We start from the raw sequence: 12,825 nt of genomic DNA, 5'->3' as shown, positions 1-12,825 counted from the left end.
GCTCCCGTCAGGCGGCTTGCGCGGCCGCGGCGCGCGCCAGCTTCAGGAAATTCTCGAGCAGCGCATGGCCGTGCTCGGACAGGATCGATTCCGGGTGAAACTGCACGCCCTCGATCGGCAGCGTCTTGTGGCGCACGCCCATGATTTCGCCGTCGTCGGTCCACGCGGACACCTCGAGGCAGTCGGGCAGCGATTCGCGCTCGATCGCGAGCGAGTGGTAGCGCGTGACGTCGAAGTGCTTCGGCAGGTCGGCGAACACGCCGCGGCAGTCGGTTTCGATCCGGCTCACCTTGCCGTGCATGATGGTCGTCGCGCGCACGACGCGGCCGCCGAACGCTTCGCCGATGGCCTGATGGCCGAGGCAGACGCCGAGGATCGGCTTCTTGCCCGAAAATTCGCGCAGCACGTCGAGCGTGATGCCCGCGTGTTGCGGATTGCTCGGGCCCGGCGACAGGCAGATCGCGTCGGGATTCAGGCGCGCGATCTCGTCGAGCGTGATTTCGTCGTTGCGGTAGGTACGCACGTCCTCGCCGAGTTCACCGAAGTACTGGACCAGGTTGTAGGTAAACGAGTCGTAGTTGTCGATCATGAGCAGCATGGTCAGTCTCCGGTCAGAAGTCGCTATCGAGGCCGTCCTGGACCTGTTCGGCCGCACGCAGCACCGCGCGCGCCTTGTTCTCGGTCTCTTGCCATTCGGATTCGGGCACCGAATCCGCGACGACGCCGGCCGCCGCTTGCACATACAGGTTGCCGTTGTGGATCAGGCCCGTGCGGATCGCGATCGCGAGATCCATTTCGCCCGAGAACGACAGGTAGCCGACCGCACCGCCGTACAGCCCGCGCTTGACCGGCTCGAGCTCGTCGATCAGTTCCATCGCGCGCACCTTCGGCGCGCCGGACAGCGTGCCGGCAGGGAACGTCGCGCGCAGCACGTCGTAGTTCGTCATGCCGGGCTTCAGCTTGCCTTCGACCGAGCTGACGATGTGCTGCACGTGCGAATACTTCTCGATGACCATCTTGTCGGTCACCTGCACCGAGCCGATTTCCGCGATGCGGCCGACGTCGTTGCGCGCGAGGTCGATCAGCATCACGTGCTCGGCGATTTCCTTCGGATCGTTGAGCAGCTCGGTCGCGAGTTCCGCGTCGCGCTCGGGCGTGTTGCCGCGCGGGCGCGTGCCGGCGAGCGGACGGATCGTGACGATCTGGTCTTCGCCGCGCTTTTCCTGGCGCACGAGGATTTCCGGCGACGCGCCGACCACGTGGAAATCGCCGAAGTTGTAGTAATACATGTACGGCGACGGGTTCAGCGAACGCAGCGCGCGGTACAGAGACAGCGGATTGTCGCGGTACGGCTTCGTCAGCCGCTGGCCGACCTGGATCTGCATCAGTTCGCCGGCCGCGATGTATTCCTTCGCCTGGCGCACGGCGGCGAGATAGTCGTCCTTCTTGAACTCGCGGAACGTCTCGGTGCGCACGCTCGCCGACGTGACGGGCGGCTGCACGGTCGTGCGCAGGCGCTGCTTCAGTTCGCGCAGGCGCTGTTTCGCCTTCGCGTAGGCTTCGGGCTGGCCCGGGTCCGCGTAGATGATCAGGTACAGCTTGCCGGCGAGGTTATCGATCACCGCGACTTCCTCGGTCAGCAGCAACTGGATGTCGGGCAGGCCGAGATCGTCGCGCGGCGCGGTATTCGCGAGCTTCTTCTCGATATAGCGCACCGCGTCGTAGCCGAAGTAGCCGGCGAGACCGCCGCAGAAGCGCGGCAGGCCCGGGCGCTGCGCGACCTTGAAGCGCGCCTGGAACGATTCGATGAACCGGAACGGGTCGCCGTCGTGCGTCTCGACGACCTGGCCGTCGCGCACGACTTCCGACACGCCGTTGCGGGTGCGTACGAGCGTGCGGGCCGGCAGGCCGATGAACGAGTAGCGGCCGAAGCGTTCGCCGCCCACCACCGATTCGAGCAGGAACGAGTTGGCGCCCGCGCGTTCGGGCTGGGCCAGCTTCAGGTAGAGGGACAGCGGCGTTTCGAGATCGGCGAGGGCTTCCGCGATCAGCGGGATGCGGTTGTAGCCTTCGTTCGCGAGCGATTGGAATTCGAGTTCGGTCATGTTCCGGTCCTGTTCGGGACGAGCGGCGCGTGCGCCAGGGATCACTTGACGCTGCGCGGGTTGCCGTCGGCGAAAGGGCGGTCGAACGAGAAGTGCCTGTTGCCGGCCGGCACTCCGGGCGTGAACGTCGCGAGCCTGCGGCCGCTCCTGAACGCAAGCGTTCGGACGCGGTGGAACTCGAGGTGGTGCGACGGTCGGCGCGCGGATGCGCAGCGAGATAAAAAACGGCGCTGAAGACGTGCTTCAGCGTACCTCATCGAAGAGGTTAGCGCGACCAGCGACGCCAGGGCCAGGCTCCCCGGTCGATGCTGCTCAGACTCCGTTTTTTATTCAGAAACATGCAGATGGAAGAAATAATCAGAGGGTTGGCCGGCCGGCGTTGTGCGCGGAAATTGCGCGAGCCGCGACCAGCAACGAATCGACTATACCATCCGAATTTATCGTTTGTATAGCTTTGCCGTGGTTGTAGCCGTACGGCACAGTCAGCGTCGCCATCCCGGCCGCGCGGCCTGCCAGCGCGTCGTTTTCCGAGTCGCCGATCGCGACCGCCGCGTCCGGTGCGACGCCGAGCGCGTCGCAGGCCGTCAGCATCGGCAGCGGATCGGGCTTCTTGCGCGCCACGCTGTCGCCGCCGAGCACGATGCCGAAGCAGCCGGCCAGCCCGTATTGCTCGAGCAGCTCGACCGCGAAGCGGTGCGGCTTGTTCGTCACGCACGCGAGCCGGATGCCGGCCGCGCGCAGCGCGTCGAGGCCGGCGGCCACCTCCGGATAGAGGCGCGCATGGCGGCCGTTGATCTTCGCGTATTCGGTCTGGTAGATCGCCAGTGCGTCGTCGAAGCGCGCATGCGCCTCGTCGGCCGGGAAGCGCGGTTTCAGCACGCTCTGGATCAGGTGCTCGGAGCCCTTGCCGACGTAGCCGATCACCTCGTCGCGCGACGTGGCCGGCGCGCCGAGCTGCGCGAGCATCCCGTTCAGGCCGGCCGTGAAATCGTCGGCCGTATCGACCATCGTGCCGTCGAGGTCGATCAGCGCGGCTTCGATGCGCGGCGCGGTGAAGCGGATCGGGGCGGCGTCGGTGGCGGCCCCGGCCGGCGCATGGCTGGCAAGCGACGAATCGGCCACGGCTTCAGCTCCGCTCGACGGTGGCGAGCGCCGCGCGCATCTCGTCGATCACCTTGCGGTAGTCGGGCTTGCCGAAGATCGCCGAACCCGCGACGAACGTGTCGGCGCCGGCCGCCGCGATTTCCGCGATGTTGTCGGTCTTCACGCCGCCGTCGACCTCGAGCAGGATCTCGCGGCCCGTGCGTTCGGTGTATGCGTCGATGCGTGCGCGTGCTTCGCGCAGCTTGTTCAGCGTCTCCGGAATGAACGACTGGCCGCCGAAGCCCGGGTTGACCGACATCAGCAGCACGAAGTCGAGGCGATCCATCACGTGGTCGAGGTAGTTCAGCGGCGTGGCCGGGTTGAACACGAGGCCGGCCTTGCAGCCGTGGTCGCGGATCAGCGACAGCGTGCGGTCGATGTGATCGGAGCCTTCCGGGTGGAAGCTGATCAGGTTCGCACCGGCCTTCGCGAAATCGGGCACGATCCGGTCGACCGGGCGCACCATCAGGTGCACGTCGATCGGCACCTGCACGTGCGGGCGGATCGCTTCGCACACGAGCGGGCCGATCGTCAGGTTCGGCACATAATGGTTGTCCATCACGTCGAAGTGGATCCAGTCGGCGCCGGCGGCGACGACGTTGCGGACTTCTTCGCCGAGCCGTGCGAAATCGGCCGACAGGATGCTGGGAGCGATACGGAATTGGGTCATGGCAGGGGAGCGGGGACGTTGCGGCGCAAAACCGTCATTCTACCGTCCGGCGACCCGGTGCGCGGCGGCAGGCCGTGCGGCCGAGGCCCGATTGCGCATAGAATGCCGAACCAATGCGGCGCGCCCGCGGCCCCGTTGCCCATGCCGGCACGGACAGTCACCTTCCACCGGAAACATCATGAGTCAGTATCAGTTCACCGTTTCGGTGAAAACCAGCTACTTGCCGGAACAATCCGACCCCGATCGCCGTCAATACGCATTCGCGTACACGCTGACGATCCGTAACACGGGACAGGTCGCGGCGCAGCTGATCGCGCGTCACTGGATCATCACGGACAGCGAGAACCACGTGCAGGAAGTGAAGGGGCTCGGCGTCGTCGGGCACCAGCCGCTGCTGCAGCCGGGCGAGCACTTCGAATACACGAGCTGGGCCGTGATCGCGACGCCGGTCGGCACGATGCGCGGTGCGTACTTCTGCGTGGCGGAAGACGGCGAGCGTTTCGAGGCGCCGGTCGACGAGTTCGCACTGCACATGCCGCGCACGCTGCATTGAGCGTGCGAAGCGCGTCAGCGCAGCGGGCGGTCGTTGTTGCCGCGGGCGTGCTTCTTTCTGCCCGACGACGTCCACACGACGATGAAGATCAGCAGGGCAAGCGCTACGAAGGCTTCGAGCGCGAAGATGAGCATCGGATATTGGTCGAGAAAATCTGACATGGCGGTTTCCATCAAGAACGGACATTGTATGTGGTTTGGGCCCCGGTTGGCCGGGTGGGTGGCAGCGGCCGCGGCGGCGGCGCTGCTGGCCGCGTGCGGCGGCGCACCGACGCGGACCTCGTCGCTGAAGCCGCCGACCGGCGCGGCGATCGTGCCGGGGCAGATCGCCGCGAAGCGGCTCACGCCGGTCGCGTGGCAGCAGGTGCCGGGCTGGCAGGACGATTCGCTGATCGGCGCGACGGCCGCGCTGCGCCAGAACTGCGTGCGGCTCGCGCGCCAGCCGGCCTGGGCGCGTGCCTGCGCGGCCGCCGACCGCCTCGACGAGCTCGACGTCAGCAGCGCGCGCACCTTCTTCGAAACGTATTTCACGCCGTTCCAGCTCGCGAACACCGACGGGACGCTCGACGGGCTCGTGACCGGCTATTACGAGCCGCTGCTGCACGGTTCGCGCGTGCGCCGCGGCCCGTATCAGTACGCGCTCTATCGCTGGCCGGCCGGCTATCGCGCGGGCGCCGCGCTGCCGGCTCGCTCGCAGCTCGAGCGCGCGGGCATCCTGAACGGCAACGAACTCGTGTGGGTCGACGATCCGATCGAGGCGTTCTTCCTGCAGGTGCAGGGCTCGGGGCGCGTGCTGCTCGACGACGGCTCGGTGATGCGGGTCGGCTTCGGCGGCACCAACAACCAGCCGTACCGTTCGATCGGCAAGTGGCTGCTCGATCGCGGCGAGCTGACGCCCGCCCAGGCGACGATGCAGGGCATCAAGGCATGGGCGAAGGCGAACCCGACCCGCGTCGACGCGCTGCTCGACACGAATCCGCGGTTCGTGTTCTTCCGCGACATGCCGACCAAGGAAGACGCGCCGCACGGCGGTGCGGACGGCCCGATCGGTGCGCTTGGCGTACCGCTGACGCCGGAGCGTTCGATCGCGGTCGATCCGTCGGCGATCCCGCTCGGCACGCCCGTGTTCCTGCAGACCACGCGCCCGCTGACGAATACGCCGATGAATCGGCTCGTGTTCGCGCAGGATACGGGTTCGGCGATCAAGGGCGGTGTGCGCGCCGACTATTTCTGGGGGCTCGGCGACGACGCGGGCGATCAGGCCGGCCGGATGAAGCAGGTCGGCCGGATGTGGCTGCTGTTTCCGAATTCGTGATTTGGGGCGGCGCGGGCTGCCCGGATGGTGGCTCGTGAACGAGACGCGGGATGGATGGCGCACCTCATGCGCGTGGGGCGTGCCGGTCTGATCGCTGGTGTCCCCATGTGATTTTCGTTCGCGTGATGCTGTGCGTGTCACGTCGAACGACGCTTTGGAGTAGAACAGCCCGATCGGCGTCGGCCGACCGGGCTGTTTCGTTTGCAGGCACGGATTCGTCGCTGCGCGACGCACGCGCGGCGAGCGACCTCAGCCCTTGCGCTTGTCGACGACGCGGCGCGCCTTGCCGACCGAGCGCTCGATCCCGTTCACGGGCAGCACGTTGATCACGGCCGTCACGCCGATCAGCGACTTGATGTCGTACGCGAGCGCCTGCTTTGCCGCATGGATCGCCGCCGTATCGGGTGCGGAGTCGGGGCAGGGCTCGACGTTGAGCGTCAGCACGTCGAGCGGGCCTTCCTTCGTCAGTACGATCTGATAGTGCGGCGCGAGCGCGCGTTGCTTGAGCAACTGTTCCTCGATTTGCGTCGGGAACACGTTGACGCCGCGCACGATCATCATGTCGTCCGAGCGGCCGGTGATCTTCTCCATCCGGCGCATCGTGCGGGCGGTGCCGGGCAACAGGCGCGTGAGGTCGCGGGTGCGATAGCGGATGATCGGCAGCGCCTCCTTCGTCAGCGATGTGAACACGAGCTCGCCGAGTTCGCCGTCCGGCAGCACTTCGCCGGTTTCCGGGTCGATGATTTCCGGATAGAAGTGGTCTTCCCAGATGGTCGGGCCGTCCTTGGTCTCGACGCATTCGGACGCGACGCCGGGGCCCATCACTTCGGACAGCCCGTAGATGTCGACCGCATCGATGCCCATCCGCTGTTCGATCGCGACGCGCATGTCGTTGGTCCAGGGCTCCGCGCCGAAGATGCCGATGCGCAGCGAGCTCTGAACGGGATCGAGGCCCTGGCGCTCGATTTCGTCGGCGATCGACAGCATGTAGCTCGGCGTCACCATGATGATGTCGGGCCGGAAGTCCTGGATCAGCTGGACCTGCTTCTCGGTCTGGCCGCCGCCGAACGGGATCACGGTCAGCCCTGCGCGTTCGGCGCCGTAGTGCGCGCCGAGCCCGCCCGTGAAGAGGCCGTAGCCGTAGCTGACGTGCACCTTGTCGCCGCGGCGCGCACCGGCGGCGCGGATCGAGCGCGCGACGAGATTCGCCCACGTGTCGATGTCGCCGGCCGTATAGCCGACGACCGTCGGCTTGCCGGTCGTACCCGATGACGCATGGATGCGCGAGATCTGGTCTTGCGGCACCGCGAACATCCCGAACGGGTAGTTGTCGCGCAGGTCGCCTTTGGTCGTGAACGGGAAGCGCGACAAGTCGGCGAGCGTCTTCAGGTCGTCCGGATGCACGCCCGCGTCGTCGAATTTGCGACGATAGACGGGCGAGTGATCATACGCATGCCGGAGCGACCACTTGAGGCGTTCGAGCTGCAGTGCGATCAGCTCGTCGCGTGAGGCGGTCTCGATCGGCTCGAGCGGTAGCGGGGTAGTCATGCCTGTCTCCAGTGTTTGTTATGTGCGAGCCGTCGACGTCAGCGGTCTTCCGGGATGACCGTGCCCTTGATCTGGGCGGATTTGCCGCGAAACATCGCGACCGTTTCACCGGTCTGGTTCGTGACGCGGATGTCGTAAATGCCGTGGCGGCCGGCGCGCGCCTGTTCGATCGCCTCGGCCGTCAGCACGTCGTCGCCGTGCACCGGGCGCAGGAACTCGATCGAGCAGCCGGCCGCGACCGTGTTCAGGTTGTACGAGTTGCACGCGAACGCGAACGTCGAATCGGCGAGCGTGAAGATGATCCCGCCGTGACAGGTCCGGTGTCCGTTCAGGAATTCGGGCCGTACGCGCATCTGCAGCCGGGCGTAGCCGGCGCGTACTTCGGCGATTTGCATGCCGAACGCGCGGCTGCATGCATCTGCGTCGTACATGGCCTGCGCCGTGGCGCGGGCCAGCGAATCGGGATCGAGCGTCGCGGTGGCGTTCGGCATGTCAACGCCCCTCGAAGCGCGGCGCGCGCTTCTCGATGAATGCCTTCACGCCTTCCGCATAGTCATGCGACTGGCCGAGCTTGCGCTGATGGTCGCGTTCCAGGTCGAGCTGCTGGTCGAGCGTGTTCGTGACGCTGTCGCGCATCGATTGCTTGATCGACGCGATCGCGAGCGTCGGTTGCTGCGCGAGCTGGTTCGCGAGCTGACGGACCGTCGCGACGAGCGCGTCGTCATCGACCGCGCGCCAGATCAAGCCCCATTGCTCGGCCTGTTCGGCACCGAGCTTGTCGCCGGTCAGCGCGAGCCCCAGCGCGCGTGCCATGCCGGCGCGCTGCGGCAGGAACCACGTGCCGCCCGAATCCGGTACGAGCCCGATCTTGACGAAGGCCTGGATGAAACTGCTCGAACGGGCGGCGAACACGAGATCGCAGGCGAGCGCAAGATTCGCGCCGGCGCCCGCCGCGGTGCCGTTGACGGCAGCGATCACCGGAATCGGCAGGCGCTGCAGGCGGCGGATCAGCGGATTGAAGTGCTCGTCGATCAGTGAGCCGAGGTCGGTGGACGCGCCCGGTGTGAAGTCGAGGTCGGCCAGGTCCTGGCCCGCACAGAAGCCGCGCCCCGCACCCGTCAGAATCAGCGCACGCGCGCCGGCCGCTTCGACTTCATCGAGTGCCGACTGCAGTTCGCGATGCATCGCCCGCGTGAAGCTGTTCAGCTTGTCGGGGCGGTTGAGGGTGATCGTGGCCACGCGCGCGACCTGATCGATATCCAGCTGAATCGCCTGATAGGACATGCAGTGTCTCCTTCATGACTTCGTTATAGGCGCGCGGCGCGTCGGTTACACGCGTTCGATCGCGAGGGCGATCCCCTGGCCGACGCCGATGCACATCGTACAGAGCGCGAAGCGGCCGCCCGTACGTTCGAGTTGATGGAGCGCCGTGGTCACGAGCCGGGCACCCGAAGCGCCGAGCGGGTGGCCCAGCGCAATGGCGCCGCCGTTGGGGTTCACGCGCGGATCGTCGTCGGCGACGCCGAGCATCCGCAGCACCGCGAGGCCCTGCGATGCGAACGCCTCGTTGAGCTCGATCACGTCGAACTGGTCGATGGTCATGCCGAGTTGTCGCAGCAGCTTTTGCGTGGCCGGCGCGGGGCCGATGCCCATCACGCGCGGTTCCACACCGGCGGTTGCCATGCCGACGACGCGCGCGCGGCGGCGCAGGCCATATTGATCGGCAGCCTGTGCGTTGGCGAGCAGCAGCGCACATGCGCCGTCGTTGACGCCCGATGCATTGCCTGCCGTCACCGAGCCGTCCGGACGCACGACACCCTTCAGCTTCGCGAGCGCCTCGAGCGACGTCTCGCGCGGATGTTCGTCGCGCGACACGACGATCGCGTCACCTTTCTTCTGCGGAATCGTGACCGCGACGATTTCGTCGGCGAGCGTGCCGTCCTGCTGCGCACGCGCGGCCTTCTGCTGGCTGCGCAGTGCGAACAGATCCTGGTCGGCTCGGCTGATGTTGTAGTCGACCGCGACGTTCTCGGCCGTCTCCGGCATCGAATCGACGCCATGCAGCTGTTTCATCAGCGGATTGACGAAGCGCCAGCCGATCGTCGTATCGAAGATGTCGGCCTGGCGTGCGAACGCGCTCGTGGCCTTGCCCATCACGAACGGCGCGCGCGTCATGCTCTCGACGCCGCCCGCGATCATCAGGCGCGCTTCTCCCGCCTTGATCGCGCGCGCGGCCGTGCCGACCGCGTCCATCCCGGAGCCGCACAGCCGGTTCAGCGTCGTGCCCGGCACGTCGGTCGGCAGGCCCGCGAGCAGCGCCGACATGCGCGCGACGTTGCGGTTGTCCTCGCCGGCCTGGTTCGCGCAGCCGTAGATCACGTCGTCGATCGCCGACCAGTCGACGTTTCGGTTGCGTTCGACGAGCGCCTTGAGCGGCACAGCGCCGAGGTCGTCGGCGCGGACGTCTTTCAGGGCGCCGCCGTAGCGGCCGATGGGGGTGCGAATCGCGTCGCAGATGTAGGCGTCTGTCATGGGCGTATCGATGAGCAACGAACCCGCCGGGTGGCGGATTCGTTCATGGTAGAGAACGTGGCGGCGTTTGCACGTCGGCCATTCGGGTTATGCCGTCTGGCCGGCTTCCGCGGGGACCGCCTTCGGGGCAACATGAACGCGGCTTTGCACCACACGGAAGCGGTTGGCGACGAACGCCGGGTCGGCCAGGGCCGCGTTGGCCGCCGGGTTCGCACCGGTGCCGTGGAAATCGGAGAATGCGGCCGACTGGTTGACGAACACGCCGCCCGTCAGGTTGATCGACAGCGCGACACCGCCGCGTACCGCCGCGTCGTGCGCCGCGTCGACGATCGCGTCGTCGGTGCTGTACACGGAGAGCGTCAGCGCGCCATGTTCCGCTGCGATTTCACCAGCGAGATCGAGCGACTGCGCGGTCGAGTCGGTCGCGATCACGAACGAGATCGGGCCGAACCACTCCTGCGTGAATTTCGCGCGGTCGGCCACGTCGAGCTGCAGCACGAGCGGCGTGCGCACGCGGGCATCGGGGAAGGCCGGGTGCTGGAGGGTCAGGCTGTCGGCGAGCACGCGGCCGAGCTGGCGGGTATCGTCGATACGCGCGGTTACGCCTTCGTTCTGGATCGCGCCGATCAATTCGACCGAGCGTGCCGGGTCGCCGGTGAGTTTCTGCACGGAAACGGCGATGGCCTGGGCGACCTCGTCGAAGCTCGCATGACCGTCCGCCGTGCGGATACCGTCGCGCGGCACATAGATGTTCTGCGGCGCGGTGCACATCTGGCCGGAGTACAGCGCCAGCGAGAACGCGATGTTCTTGGCGGCGGCCTTCAGGTCGTCGGTCGAGTCGATCACGATCTGGTTGACGCCCGCCTTCTCGGTATAGACCTGCGCCTGGTGGGCATGGCGTTCGAGCCACGTGCCGTTCTGCGTGCTGCCGGTGAAGTCGATCAGCTTGATCTCGGGGCGCAGCGCGAGATCCTGTACGAGGGCGCCGTCGTTGGGCTCGGTCGCCAGGAGCGTGACGACGTTCGGATCGAACCCGGCCTCGCGCAGCACGTCACGAGCGATCCGCACCGTGATCGCGAGCGGCAGGATCGCGCCCGGATGCGGTTTGACGATCACGGTGTTGCCGGTTGCGAGGTCGGCGAACAGGCCCGGGTAGCCGTTCCAGGTCGGGAACGTGCAGCAGCCGAGCACGAGCCCCGTGCCGCGCGGGACGATCGTGTAGCGCTTGTGCATCGCGAGCGGCGGGTTCTTGCCTTGCGGCTTTTCCCAGTGCGCGTCGGCGGGGATGCGGCGTAGTTCGTCCCATGCGTAGGCCACTGCCTCGAGCGCGCGATCCTGCGCGTGCGGGCCGCCGGCTTGGAACGCCATCATGAACGCCTGCCCGGTGGTGTGCATCACGCTGTATGCGATCTCGAAGCTCGCGCGATTCAGGCGCGCGAGGATTTCGAGACTGACGCCGACCCAGGCGCTCGGGCCGGCTTCACGCCACGTGCGTTGCGCGGCGGATGCGGCGGCGATCAGTGCGTCGGGCGTCGATTTCGGATACCGGATGCCGAGCGCGATGCCGTATGGCGACTGCTCTGCACCGACCGTTTCGCCGGACGCCGGCTGGTCGAGCACGAACGTCTTGTCGAGGTGCGACTTGAACGCGGCCTCGCCATCGGCGTTCGCGCTTTCCCCGTACACTTTGGGGCTCGGCATCTCGACGAACGGGCTCCAGTACCCGCGGCTCTCGATGGCGGCGAGAGCGTGTTTCAGCGTGTCTTCGTGCTTCGTGAACAGTGCATGGGTCATGGCAGCGGCCTGATGAACATTGAGAGGGATTGGATCGATTAATTAACCGACCGGTTGGTCGGAGAATGGTAGCATCAAACTATTCGCATGTGTGCGAGGCGTTTCTCATTTCATTGATCGAGGAGAAATAGATGGCTTACGAGAACATCCTGGTGGAGACCCAGGGGCGTGTCGGGCTGGTTACGCTGAACCGCCCGAAGGCGCTGAATGCGTTGAACGATGCGCTGATGGACGAGTTGGGTGCCGCACTGAAGGCGTTCGATGCGGACGACAACATCGGCGCGATCGTCGTGACGGGGAGCGAGAAGGCATTCGCGGCCGGCGCGGACATCGGCATGATGGCGACCTACTCCTATATGGATGTTTACCGGGGCGACTACATCACGCGCAACTGGGAGACGGTCCGCGAGATCCGCAAGCCGATCATTGCGGCGGTTTCGGGCTTTGCGCTGGGTGGCGGCTGCGAGCTCGCAATGATGTGCGACATCATCTTCGCGGCGGATACGGCCAAGTTCGGCCAGCCCGAGATCAAGCTGGGCATCATGCCGGGCGCCGGCGGCACGCAGCGGTTGCCGCGTGCGGTGTCGAAGGCGAAGGCGATGGACATGTGTCTGACCGCGCGTTTCATGGACGCCGCCGAAGCCGAGCGTGCCGGGCTCGTGTCGCGCGTGCTGCCGGCTGACAAGTTGCTCGACGAGGCGCTTGCTGCCGCGGCGACGATTGCCGAGTTCTCGCTGCCGGCGGTCATGATGGTCAAGGAGTCGGTGAACCGTGCATACGAGACGACACTGGCGGAGGGTGTTCATTTCGAGCGTCGGCTGTTCCATTCGTTGTTCGCGACCGAAGACCAGAAGGAAGGGATGGCGGCATTCGTCGAGAAGCGCAAGCCGGTGTTCAAGAACCGCTGATCGGGTTGAGCGACGGCAGGTGCCCGACGTCTGTTTGGCGTCTGCTGTCAGTACGATCGCCCGGCGTGTCGGGCCCCCAAGCCCCGTGCGCGTCAGCGCACGGGGGCTTTTTCAAATTTCTTCACAAAAGGCTTGCGGGAATGGCGCGAGGTGCATAGAATCACGCCTCTTTCGCGCTAACGGAAACGCGGCGCGGGAGGAAGGGAAGCGGTGCTGGTGAGGCTCGGTGGTAGCAGCCTCGGCGGTACGGAAGTTGAG

At 66.5% G+C, this 12,825-nt stretch carries 13 protein-coding genes; 3 read left to right on the top strand and 10 right to left on the bottom strand.

Annotated elements, in window-relative coordinates:
* Positions 1 to 7 precede the first annotated feature (7 nt).
* The 4 genes from U5798_RS24525 to rpe all read right to left on the bottom strand — a co-directional run bounded on the left by U5798_RS24525 (position 8) and on the right by rpe (position 3,918).
* Positions 8 to 598 (bottom strand): aminodeoxychorismate/anthranilate synthase component II, encoded by a 591-nt coding sequence (locus tag U5798_RS24525; RefSeq protein ID WP_124453146.1) that lies wholly within the window; start codon positions 596 to 598, stop codon positions 8 to 10.
* 13 nt (positions 599 to 611) lie between these two features.
* Positions 612 to 2,105, bottom strand: coding sequence for an anthranilate synthase component I (gene trpE, locus U5798_RS24520; protein ID WP_124453144.1), 1,494 nt, complete (start codon positions 2,103 to 2,105; stop codon positions 612 to 614).
* 357 nt (positions 2,106 to 2,462) lie between these two features.
* Positions 2,463 to 3,227, bottom strand: coding sequence for a phosphoglycolate phosphatase (locus U5798_RS24515; protein ID WP_322083496.1), 765 nt, complete (start codon positions 3,225 to 3,227; stop codon positions 2,463 to 2,465).
* 4 nt (positions 3,228 to 3,231) lie between these two features.
* Complete coding sequence (rpe, locus tag U5798_RS24510; protein WP_011883156.1) at positions 3,232 to 3,918, bottom strand: ribulose-phosphate 3-epimerase; 687 nt, start codon at positions 3,916 to 3,918, stop codon at positions 3,232 to 3,234.
* 178 nt (positions 3,919 to 4,096) lie between these two features.
* On the opposite strand from rpe, the gene apaG reads away from it, so the two are divergent.
* Positions 4,097 to 4,471, top strand: coding sequence for a Co2+/Mg2+ efflux protein ApaG (gene apaG, locus U5798_RS24505; RefSeq protein WP_011350820.1), 375 nt, complete (start codon positions 4,097 to 4,099; stop codon positions 4,469 to 4,471).
* Between the two features lie 14 nt (positions 4,472 to 4,485).
* Here apaG and U5798_RS24500 read toward each other — a convergent pair whose 3' ends face one another.
* A complete protein-coding gene (locus tag U5798_RS24500) occupies positions 4,486 to 4,632 on the bottom strand; it encodes a hypothetical protein (RefSeq protein ID WP_322083495.1) in 147 nt (48 codons plus the stop codon).
* 28 nt (positions 4,633 to 4,660) lie between these two features.
* Here U5798_RS24500 and U5798_RS24495 point away from each other — a divergent pair, with 28 nt between their 5' ends.
* The gene (locus tag U5798_RS24495; RefSeq protein WP_322083494.1) at positions 4,661 to 5,785 is read left to right on the top strand and encodes a murein transglycosylase A; all 1,125 of its coding nucleotides are present in this window, start codon (positions 4,661 to 4,663) and stop codon (positions 5,783 to 5,785) included.
* A 249-nt stretch (positions 5,786 to 6,034) separates the two neighbouring features.
* On the opposite strand, the gene paaK is transcribed toward U5798_RS24495, so the two are convergent.
* The 5 genes from paaK to paaN all read right to left on the bottom strand — a co-directional run bounded on the left by paaK (position 6,035) and on the right by paaN (position 11,659).
* Positions 6,035 to 7,333 (bottom strand): phenylacetate--CoA ligase PaaK, encoded by a 1,299-nt coding sequence (paaK, locus tag U5798_RS24490; protein WP_124453137.1) that lies wholly within the window; start codon positions 7,331 to 7,333, stop codon positions 6,035 to 6,037.
* A 38-nt stretch (positions 7,334 to 7,371) separates the two neighbouring features.
* The gene (paaI, locus tag U5798_RS24485) at positions 7,372 to 7,824 is read right to left on the bottom strand and encodes a hydroxyphenylacetyl-CoA thioesterase PaaI (RefSeq protein WP_322083493.1); all 453 of its coding nucleotides are present in this window, start codon (positions 7,822 to 7,824) and stop codon (positions 7,372 to 7,374) included.
* Between the two features lies 1 nt (position 7,825).
* The gene (paaG, locus tag U5798_RS24480) at positions 7,826 to 8,617 is read right to left on the bottom strand and encodes a 2-(1,2-epoxy-1,2-dihydrophenyl)acetyl-CoA isomerase PaaG (RefSeq protein WP_322083492.1); all 792 of its coding nucleotides are present in this window, start codon (positions 8,615 to 8,617) and stop codon (positions 7,826 to 7,828) included.
* Between the two features lie 45 nt (positions 8,618 to 8,662).
* On the bottom strand, positions 8,663 to 9,865 hold the full coding sequence (gene pcaF / locus U5798_RS24475; RefSeq protein WP_124453132.1) for a 3-oxoadipyl-CoA thiolase: 1,203 nt from the start codon (positions 9,863 to 9,865) through the stop codon (positions 8,663 to 8,665).
* A gap of 87 nt (positions 9,866 to 9,952) precedes the next feature.
* Positions 9,953 to 11,659 (bottom strand): phenylacetic acid degradation protein PaaN, encoded by a 1,707-nt coding sequence (gene paaN, locus U5798_RS24470; protein ID WP_322083491.1) that lies wholly within the window; start codon positions 11,657 to 11,659, stop codon positions 9,953 to 9,955.
* A gap of 131 nt (positions 11,660 to 11,790) precedes the next feature.
* On the opposite strand from paaN, the gene U5798_RS24465 reads away from it, so the two are divergent.
* Positions 11,791 to 12,567: an enoyl-CoA hydratase gene (locus U5798_RS24465; protein WP_124453128.1), complete on the top strand. Its 777-nt coding sequence runs from the start codon at positions 11,791 to 11,793 to the stop codon at positions 12,565 to 12,567.
* Positions 12,568 to 12,825: the final 258 nt, after the last annotated feature.

Source organism: Burkholderia sp. BCC1972, from assembly GCF_905339605.1.
Classification (GTDB): domain Bacteria; phylum Pseudomonadota; class Gammaproteobacteria; order Burkholderiales; family Burkholderiaceae; genus Burkholderia.
This window is presented reverse-complemented; position numbering and strand designations above follow the sequence as displayed.